The organism is Cellulomonas sp. APG4 (assembly GCF_009996735.1).
GTDB lineage: Bacteria > Actinomycetota > Actinomycetes > Actinomycetales > Cellulomonadaceae > Actinotalea.
In genome coordinates this window covers 132,037-141,001 of record NZ_JAACYI010000008.1, presented here as the reverse complement: position 1 = coordinate 141,001, position 8,965 = coordinate 132,037, and the positions used below count along the sequence as shown (strand labels likewise).

Here is an 8,965-nt window from a genome sequence, read left to right as displayed (position 1 = left end):
GCTGACGGCCGGGCGCCGCGGGCCCGGTTCGTGAGCCCGCTCGCACGCCGTCGGGCGCGTGGGGCCGGGGTGTCGCTCGACGGGGTGGTGGGCACCGGCCCCGGCGGGCGTGTGGTGCGCCGCGACGTCGACCGCCTGGTCGCCGAGGCGCCGCGTGCGGCCGCCACGCCGGCACCCGCACCGTCGGGCGTCCCCGCCCCGCCCTCGGTCGCGTCGCCCTCGGCCCCGGCAACCGCCGCGGGCGGCCGGGTCGAGCCGCACAGCCCCATGCGGCGCGCGATCGCGCGACGGCTCAGCGAGAGCAAGTCGACCGTGCCGCACTTCTACCTGACGGCCGAGTGCAGGGTCGACGCGCTGCTCGAGCTCCGCCGCGAGATCAACGCGTCGGGCTCGGTGCGCGTCTCGGTCAACGACCTCGTGCTGCGAGCGGCCGCCGTCGCGTTCCGGGAGGTGCCCGAGGCGAACGTGCTGTGGCACGAGGACGGGCTGCACCGGTTCGACGCCGTCGACGTCGCGGTGGCCGTCGCGACGGACTGCGGCCTCGTGACCCCCGTGGTCCGTGGCGTCGAGGACCTCGCCGTCGGTGCCCTCTCGCGCGTGGTGGCCGAGCTCGCGGCTCGAGCCCGCGAGGGACGCCTGCGCCAGGCCGAGCTCGAGGGGGGCACCCTCACGGTGTCCAACCTCGGCATGTACGGCACTCGCGAGTTCACCGCGATCCTCAACCCGCCCCAGGCGCTGATCCTCGCGGTCGGTGCCGCGGTGCAGCAGCCGGTGGTCGACGACGGCGCCCTGGCGGTGGGGACGGTCATGCGCTGCACCTTGTCCGTCGATCACCGGGCCGTGGACGGTGCGCTCGCGGCACGCTGGCTCGCCGCGTTCCAGGCTGCCGTCGAGCATCCGCTGACGCTGCTGGTCTGAGCGCTCGGCCCCGCCGCGCGGACCCGGCGCGGTGGACGCGTCGCCGCCTCGCGGCCCGGGGTGGGGTACGATGTATCTTGACGTCAAGATATCTCGCCGACCCGTAGGTCGATAGCCTGAGAGCCTGCCGTCCGGCGGGGTCGCCCCGCCGCGGCCACCCGTGGACCGACGGGCAGCCGGCACGAGCCAGACGCAGCCAGCAACAGAGCGCAGCGCCGCACGGAACCTCCACGCGGCACGCGAGTGAGGAGCCATCGTGAGCAACGTCGACACGTTCGGGTCGAGGAGCACGCTCGAGGTCGGGGGGACCTCGTACGAGATCTACCGGCTGGACGCCGTGCCCGGGACCGAGCGGCTCCCGTACAGCCTCAAGATCCTCGCCGAGAACCTGCTGCGGACAGAGGACGGCGCCAACATCACGGCGGACCACGTGCGGGCGATCGCCTCGTGGGACCCCGAGGCCGAGCCCAGCACCGAGATCCAGTTCACCCCCGCGCGAGTGGTCATGCAGGACTTCACCGGCGTGCCGTGCGTCGTGGACCTCGCCACCATGCGCGAGGCCGTGGCGGAGCTGGGCGGCGACCCGTCGCGCATCAACCCGCTCGCGCCCGCCGAGCTCGTGATCGACCACTCGGTCCAGATCGACGTCGCCGGCCGTCGTGACGCCTTCGAGCGCAACGTCGAGCTCGAGTACCAGCGCAACCACGAGCGTTACCAGTTCCTGCGCTGGGGCCAGACGGCCTTCGACGACTTCAAGGTCGTCCCACCCGGGACGGGCATCGTGCACCAGGTGAACATCGAGTACCTCGCCCGCGGTGTCATGACGCGTGAGGTGGACGGCGTCACGCGCGCCTACCCGGACACGTGCGTCGGCACCGACTCGCACACGACCATGGTCAACGGCCTGGGCGTGCTCGGCTGGGGCGTCGGCGGCATCGAGGCCGAGGCGGCGATGCTCGGTCAGCCGGTCTCGATGCTGATCCCGCGCGTGGTCGGCTTCAAGCTCACGGGCTCGATCCCCGCGGGTGTCACGGCCACGGACGTCGTGCTCACGATCACCGAGCAGCTGCGCCAGCACGGCGTCGTCGGCAAGTTCGTCGAGTTCTACGGCGACGGGGTGGCACAGGTGCCGCTCGCCAACCGCGCCACGATCGGCAACATGAGCCCCGAGTTCGGCTCGACGTGCGCGATCTTCCCGATCGACGACGTCACCATGGACTACCTGCGGCTCACGGGCCGCAGCGACGAGCAGCTCGCGCTGGTCGAGGCGTACGCCAAGCAGCAGGGCCTGTGGCACGACCCGTCGGCGCAGGGCTACACCGAGCCGGTGTTCTCCGAGTACCTCGAGCTCGACCTCTCGTCGGTCGTGCCGTCGATCGCGGGCCCCAAGCGTCCGCAGGACCGCATCGCGCTGACCGACGCGAAGTCGGCGTTCCGCTCGGTCATCGGCGACTACGCGGCCGACGACGCCACGCAGGCCCACCCGCACTCGCAGCTCACGGGCCTCGACGAGTCGGTCGAGGAGACCTTCCCGGCGTCCGACCCCATCGCGACCGGTGAGCACGTGGACGCGAGCGACGCCCCGCACCACGCCTCGGGCGAGGTGCTCTCGCGCCGTCCGCACCACCGCGCACCGGTGACGCTGGCCGACGGCACGCAGACCGAGCTCGACCACGGCCACGTGGTCATCGCGTCGATCACCTCGTGCACCAACACCTCGAACCCGTCGGTGATGCTCGCGGCCGCGCTGCTCGCCAAGAACGCCGTGGCGCGTGGGCTCGTCGCCAAGCCGTGGGTCAAGACCTCGATGGCGCCGGGCTCGAAGGTCGTCACCGACTACTACGAGAAGGCGGGCCTGTGGCCCTACCTCGAGAAGCTCGGCTTCCACCTGGTCGGCTACGGCTGCGCGACGTGCATCGGCAACTCGGGCCCGCTCCCCGAGGAGGTCTCGGCAGTCGTGAACGACGAGGACCTCGCCGTGGTGTCGGTGCTCTCGGGCAACCGCAACTTCGAGGGACGCATCAACCCCGACGTGAAGATGAACTACCTCGCGTCGCCGCCCCTGGTCATCGCGTACGCGCTCGCCGGCACGATGGACTTCGACTTCGACGTCGAGCCGCTCGGCACCGACGAGTCAGGGGAGGACGTGTACCTGCGCGACATCTGGCCCGCCGCGGACGAGGTCCAGGCGACCATCGACGCGTCGATCGACCGCGCGATGTTCACCAAGGACTACGCGGATGTGTTCGCGGGCGACGAGCGCTGGCGCTCGCTCGACACCCCCGAGGGTGACACGTTCGCCTGGGACCAGGACTCGACCTACGTGCGCAAGCCCCCGTACTTCGAGGGCATGGGCGCCCAGCCCGAGCCCGTGCAGGACATCGCGGGTGCACGCGTGCTCGCCAAGCTCGGTGACTCGGTCACGACCGACCACATCAGCCCCGCGGGATCGATCAAGCCCGACAGCCCGGCGGGCCGCTACCTGGCGGAGCACGGCGTCGAGCGCCGTGACTTCAACAGCTACGGCTCGCGCCGCGGCAACCACGAGGTCATGATCCGCGGCACCTTCGCGAACATCCGGCTGCGCAACCAGCTGGTGCCGGGGGTCGAGGGCGGCGTCACGATCGACCACCTCACGGGTGAGCAGACGACCATCTACGACGCCGCGCAGCACTACGCGGCCGAAGGGGTCCCGCTCGTCGTGCTCGGCGGCAAGGAGTACGGCTCGGGCTCGTCGCGTGACTGGGCGGCCAAGGGCACGCGTCTGCTGGGCGTGCGCGCGGTGATCGCCGAGAGCTTCGAGCGCATCCACCGGTCCAACCTCATCGGGATGGGCGTGCTGCCGCTGCAGTTCCCCGAGGGCGAGACCGCCGAGTCGCTCGGGCTCGACGGCACCGAGACCTTCGACGTCTCGGGCGTGACCGCGCTCAACGAGGGCACCACCCCGCGCACCCTCGCGGTCCGCGCGACGCGCGGCGACGGCACGGTCGTCGAGTTCGACGCGGTGCTGCGCATCGACACCCCCGGTGAGGCGGACTACTACCGCAACGGCGGGATCCTGCAGTACGTGCTCCGGTCGCTCGTCGAGGCCTGAGCCCACGCGCGCACGGGTCGGCTGGTCTCAGCCGGCCCGTGCGCGCATCCGCTCCGCGAGGTCGCCGAAGCCCTCGAGGGCGGCCGGCACCAGGGTCGGGAGCACCTGCACCGCGTCCCGCGTGAGGCGGCGCTCCTCCTCCTCGGTGAGGCCGGCGACCATCTCGGGCGTGCGCAGCCAGTCGTCCAGCAGCGGCAGGTCCACCTCGGCATGGAACTGCAGACCGAGCGCCGGGCCGGCGCGGAAGGCCTGGACCGGCGTGCCCGGGCTCTGCGCGAGCAGCGTCGCCCCCGCCGGGAGCTCGACCGCGTCGGTGTGCCAGTGCAGCACCGTGGGGAGCGGGCCGAGGGGCGCGAGCACAGGGTCCGCGGCCACCACCTCGACCGCACCGAAGCCGATCTCACGCGTGTGGTCGCGGTGCAGGGTGGCACCCAGCGCGACGGCGAGGAGCTGCATGCCGAGGCACACCCCGAGCACGGGCACGTCGGCGTCGACGGCCTCGGCGAGCAGGCGCCGCTCCGTCGCGAGGCCCGGGAACCGCGGGTCGTCGTCGGCGGCCATGGGACCCCCGAGGACGACGATCCCGGCGACCTCGTCCAGGCCGGGCAGGTCTGGCTCGGCCTCGTCGAGCACGATCCTCGTCGAACGGCTCAGCCCCCTCAGCGCGCGCAGCAGGAGCCCGGGGCGCTCCCACGGGACGTGCTCGAGGACCAGGACGCTGCGCTGCTGTGCGGCCATCCCCGAAGGGTAGGGCCGGGTCCGCACGCGGCCGCGGACCCGCGTCCCCTATGCCGGGATCGACCACGAGCGGGTCGCCCGATCGGACCACGCCCCGTGCCCAGGGCTCCCCTCGGTCAGCGAGGTGCCGGCACGGTCCGCGAGCGGTCCCAGGGCTCGGCCCAGCCCAGGTCCTCGAGGAGGCGGTCGAGCACGAGCGCCGTGAAGCCCCAGACCAGGCCGCCGTCGACCGCGAAGCCGGGCGCCCGGTACCGGCGACGGTCGTCGCGGCCCGTCACCGTGACCCGCCGCGCCGGGTCGACCAGGTCGGCGACCGGGGTGCGGAACACCGACGCCGACTCGGCCTCGTCGACCACCCCGACGGGCGAGGTCCGCGCCCACCAACCGAGCACCAGGCTGACGCGGTGGTTGCTGAACGGCAGCGCGAGCTCGCAGAGGACGCCGAGCACCTCGACCCCGGCCGGGTCGAGCCCGGTCTCCTCGACCGCCTCACGCAGCGCGGCGTCGGTGACGCTCTCGCCCGGCTCGACCCGCCCGCCGGGGAAGGAGATCTCGCCGGCGTGGTGGGTCAGGGTCGCCGCGCGGCCGACGAGCAGCACGTCGAGGTCACCCGGTACGGCGCGGGTCACGTGGTGCGCGGGCAGATGGTCGAGCGCGCCGAGGAGCACGAGCACGGCGGCGGGACGCGCAGCCGGGTCGGGCGCCGGCCAGCCGGGCAGGTGCAGGCCGCGGGTCGCGAGGTCACGCAGCCGAGGCAGCACGCCGAGGGACGCGTCGCCCCCGGGCGCGCCGCCCGGGGGACCGGGCGTGCTCACCAGCCGTCAGGCAGCGGGCGGCCCTCGTCGTAGCCCGCGGCCGACTGCACGCCCACGACGGCGCGCTCCGTGAGCTCGGCGAGCGTGCGTGCGCCCGCGTAGGTGCACGCGCTCCGCAGGCCCGAGGTGATCTGGTCCAGCAGGTCCTCGACACCCGGACGGGCCGGGTCGAGGTACATGCGCGAGGACGAGATGCCTTCCTCGTACAGGCCCTTGCGTGCCCGCTCGAACGGTGAGCCGCCACGCGTGCGTGCCTTGACGGCCCGTGCGGACGCCATGCCGAAGCTCTCCTTGTACAGGCGGCCCTCGCCGTCGCCGTGCAGGTCGCCCGGGCTCTCATGGGTGCCGGCGAACCACGAGCCGATCATCACCTGCGACGCACCGGCCGCGAGCGCGAGCGCGACGTCGCGCGGGTGTCGCACACCGCCGTCGGCCCAGACGGACGCGCCCAGGCGCCGCGCCTCGGCCGCGCACTCGAGCACGGCCGAGAACTGCGGCCGGCCGACGGCGGTCATCATGCGCGTGGTGCACATCGCGCCCGGGCCCACGCCCACCTTGACGATGTCGGCCCCCGCCTCGACGAGGTCACGCGTGCCGGCCGCGGTCACGACGTTGCCCGCGACCACGGGGACGTCGGGATCGAGCGAGCGCACGGCCGCGAGCGCGTCGAGCATCTTGGCCTGGTGCCCGTGCGCGGTGTCGACGACGAGCACGTCGACCCCGGCCTCGAGCAGCGCGGCCGCGTTCGCGCGGACGTCGCCGTTGATGCCGACGGCGGCGCCCACCCGCAGCCGGCCCTGCGCGTCGAGCGCCGGCGTGTAGATCGAGCTGCGCAGCGCACCGGTACGCGTGAGCACGCCCACGAGCACGCCGCCGTCGACCACCGGCACGAACCGGCGGCGCGACGCGTGCAGACGCTCGAACGCGGCCTCGAGCCCGTCCGGGCGGGCCACGACGTCGGCCTCCACCACCGTCGGGTCGGGCGTCATCACCTCGCCCACCTGCGTGAAGCGGTCCACGCCGTGGCAGTCGGCCTCGCTCACGACGCCCACGGGCCGGCGGTCGGCCCCCACCACGACGGCCGCGCCGTGCGACCGCTTGCCGATGAGGGTCAGCGCGGTGTGGACGGTGTCGTCGGCCTGGACCTCGACCGCGCTCTCGACGACGGTGTGACGCGCCTTGACGGACGCGACCACGTCGGCCACCACGTCGGTGGGGATGTCCTGCGGGATGATCGCGATGCCTCCGCGGCGGGCCACCGTCTCGGCCATGCGGCGACCCGACACGGCCGTCATGTTGGCGACGACCACCGGGATCGTGGTCCCGGTGCCGTCGTGGGTCGACAGGTCGACGTCGAAGCGCGACGCGACGTCGGACCGGGACGGGACCAGGAAGACGTCGCCGTAGGTCAGGTCGCTCGTGGGGGAGTGGCCGGGCAGGAATCGCATGGATCCAGGGTAGGCCCGCGGGCCCGCACGGCCGTGCGCCCGTACGATGGCCCGATGGCGATCCTCCCGCAGATCTCGGGCCCCGCGGACGTGCGGGCGCTGGGGCCCGCCCAGCTCGAGCAGGTCGCCCAGGAGATCCGGCGGTTCCTCGTGGACTCGGTCTCCCGCACCGGCGGGCACCTGGGGCCGAACCTGGGAGTGGTCGAGCTCACGCTCGCCCTGCACCGGGTGTTCGACTCCCCGCGCGACACGCTCGTGTTCGACACGGGTCACCAGTCCTACGTGCACAAGATGCTGACCGGGCGCTCGGACTTCACGAGCCTGCGGCAGCGCGGTGGGCTGTCGGGCTACCCGAGCCGCGCGGAGTCCGAGCACGACGTCGTCGAGAACTCGCACGCCTCGACCGCGCTCTCGTGGGCGGACGGCATCGCGAAGGCCCGCGCGCTCCAGGGCTCCCAACGGCACGTGGCCGCGGTGATCGGCGACGGGGCGCTCACGGGCGGCATGGCCTGGGAGGCGCTCAACAACATCGCGGCCGGTCAGGACCGTCGACTCGTCATCGTGGTCAACGACAACGGCCGTTCGTACGACCCGACGATCGGTGGCCTCGCCCACCACCTGGACACGCTGCGCACCACGCGCGGCTACGAGAACTTCCTCGCCTGGGGCAAGCGGACGCTGCGGCGCTCGGGCCCGCCCGGACGGCTCGCCTACGACGCGCTGCACGGGCTCAAGAAGGGGATCAAGGACGTCGTCGCGCCCCAGGGGATGTTCGAGGACCTGGGCATCAAGTACATCGGCCCGGTCGACGGCCACGACGTCGAGGCCGTCGAGCACGCGCTGCGTCGTGCCAAGGCGTTCGGCGGGCCCGTCATCGTCCACGCGATCACCGAGAAGGGCCGCGGCTACGTGCCCGCCGAGCAGGACGTCGCGGACAGGTTCCACGCGGTCGGCAAGATCCACCCCGAGACAGGGCTGCCCGTGGCGCCGTCGCGCTTCGGCTGGACGTCGGTGTTCGCCGACGAGATGGTCCGGATCGGCCGGCGCCGGCCCGACGTCGTGGCGGTGACCGCGGCGATGCTGCAGCCCGTGGGCCTCGCGCCGTTCGCCGAGGCCTTCCCGGCGCGCACCTTCGACGTCGGGATCGCGGAGCAGCACGCCACCACGTCGGCGGCCGGCATGGCGTTCGCGGGTCTGCACCCCGTCGTCGCCGTCTACGCGACCTTCCTCAACCGCGCGTTCGACCAGGTGCTCATGGACGTCGCGCTGCACCGCGCGGGCGTCACGTTCGTGCTCGACCGCGCCGGGCTCACCGGCGACGACGGCGCGAGCCACAACGGCATGTGGGACATCGCGCTGCTGCGCACCGTTCCCGGTCTGCACCTGGCCGCGCCACGGGACGAGGCCACGCTGCGCAGCGCGCTCGCCGCGGCCGTGGACATCGACGACGCCCCGAGCGTGGTGCGTTATCCCAAGGGCCCCCTGCCCGATGCGCTGCCCGCGGTCGACACCCTCGAGGGCGTCGACGTGCTCGCGCGGCACGAGCCCGCGGGCGCCGAGCGACGCGTGCTCGTGGTCGGTGTGGGACCCATGGCGCACACCGCCGTCGAGGCGGGTGAGCTGCTCGCCGCCGAGGGGCTCGCGGTGACGGTCGTGGACCCGCGCTGGGTGCTGCCCGTGCCCGCGGCCCTCACGAAGCTCGCGGGCGAGCACGACCACGTCGTCGTCATCGAGGACGGCCTGGTCGAGGGCGGCGCCGGTGCGGTGCTCGCCCAGCGCACCACCGAGGCCGGGCTGCGGGTGCCGGTGCACGCCGTGGGCGTGCCGCACCGTTTCCTGGACCACGCGAGCCGCGCACAGCTCGTCGAGCAGCTCAGGCTGCGCGCCGCGGACGTCGTCGCCGACCTCCTGGGTTCGCTCCGGACGTGACGGACCTCACGGTCCGGTGGTGG

At 73.5% G+C, this 8,965-nt stretch carries 6 protein-coding genes; 3 read left to right on the top strand and 3 right to left on the bottom strand.

Translation table 11 applies throughout. From position 1 onward, the window contains the following. Together GXB85_RS08400 and GXB85_RS08395 are read left to right on the top strand one after the other, a co-directional pair. A partial coding sequence (locus GXB85_RS08400) for a 2-oxo acid dehydrogenase subunit E2 (RefSeq protein ID WP_161917190.1) occupies nt 1-918 on the top strand: 918 nt, incomplete at its 5' end. A gap of 256 nt (nt 919-1,174) precedes the next feature. Continuing rightward, nucleotides 1,175-4,012 carry an aconitate hydratase gene (locus GXB85_RS08395; protein ID WP_161917189.1) on the top strand — a complete coding sequence of 946 codons (2,838 nt, stop codon included), beginning with the start codon at nt 1,175-1,177 and terminating at the stop codon, nt 4,010-4,012. 27 nt (nt 4,013-4,039) lie between these two features. Here the strand turns inward: GXB85_RS08395 and GXB85_RS08390 are convergent, their stop codons facing one another. From GXB85_RS08390 to GXB85_RS08380, 3 genes are all read right to left on the bottom strand, one after another. Next, entirely contained in the window at nt 4,040-4,750 is a 711-nt protein-coding gene (locus GXB85_RS08390; protein ID WP_161917188.1) for a type 1 glutamine amidotransferase, read from the bottom strand. A 116-nt stretch (nt 4,751-4,866) separates the two neighbouring features. Further along, nucleotides 4,867-5,565, bottom strand: a complete 699-nt coding sequence (locus tag GXB85_RS08385) for a CoA pyrophosphatase (protein WP_370524101.1) — start codon at nt 5,563-5,565, stop codon at nt 4,867-4,869. Continuing rightward, nucleotides 5,562-7,013, bottom strand: coding sequence for a GuaB1 family IMP dehydrogenase-related protein (locus GXB85_RS08380; RefSeq protein ID WP_161917187.1), 1,452 nt, complete (start codon nt 7,011-7,013; stop codon nt 5,562-5,564). Before GXB85_RS08380 ends, GXB85_RS08385 begins: the two co-directional genes overlap by 4 nt. A gap of 54 nt (nt 7,014-7,067) precedes the next feature. Between GXB85_RS08380 and dxs the strand changes: the two genes are divergently transcribed. Continuing rightward, a complete protein-coding gene (gene dxs / locus GXB85_RS08375) occupies nt 7,068-8,942 on the top strand; it encodes a 1-deoxy-D-xylulose-5-phosphate synthase (RefSeq protein WP_161917186.1) in 1,875 nt (624 codons plus the stop codon). Nucleotides 8,943-8,965 lie beyond the last annotated feature (23 nt).

Excerpts from the sequence above, each read along its gene's own strand:
- GXB85_RS08380 (WP_161917187.1), bottom strand. The coding sequence starts at position 7,013 with ATGCGATTCCTGCCCGGCCACTCCCCCACGAGCGACCTGACCTACGGC.
- GXB85_RS08390 (WP_161917188.1), bottom strand. The coding sequence starts at position 4,750 with ATGGCCGCACAGCAGCGCAGCGTCCTGGTCCTCGAGCACGTCCCGTGG.
- dxs (WP_161917186.1), top strand. The coding sequence starts at position 7,068 with ATGGCGATCCTCCCGCAGATCTCGGGCCCCGCGGACGTGCGGGCGCTG.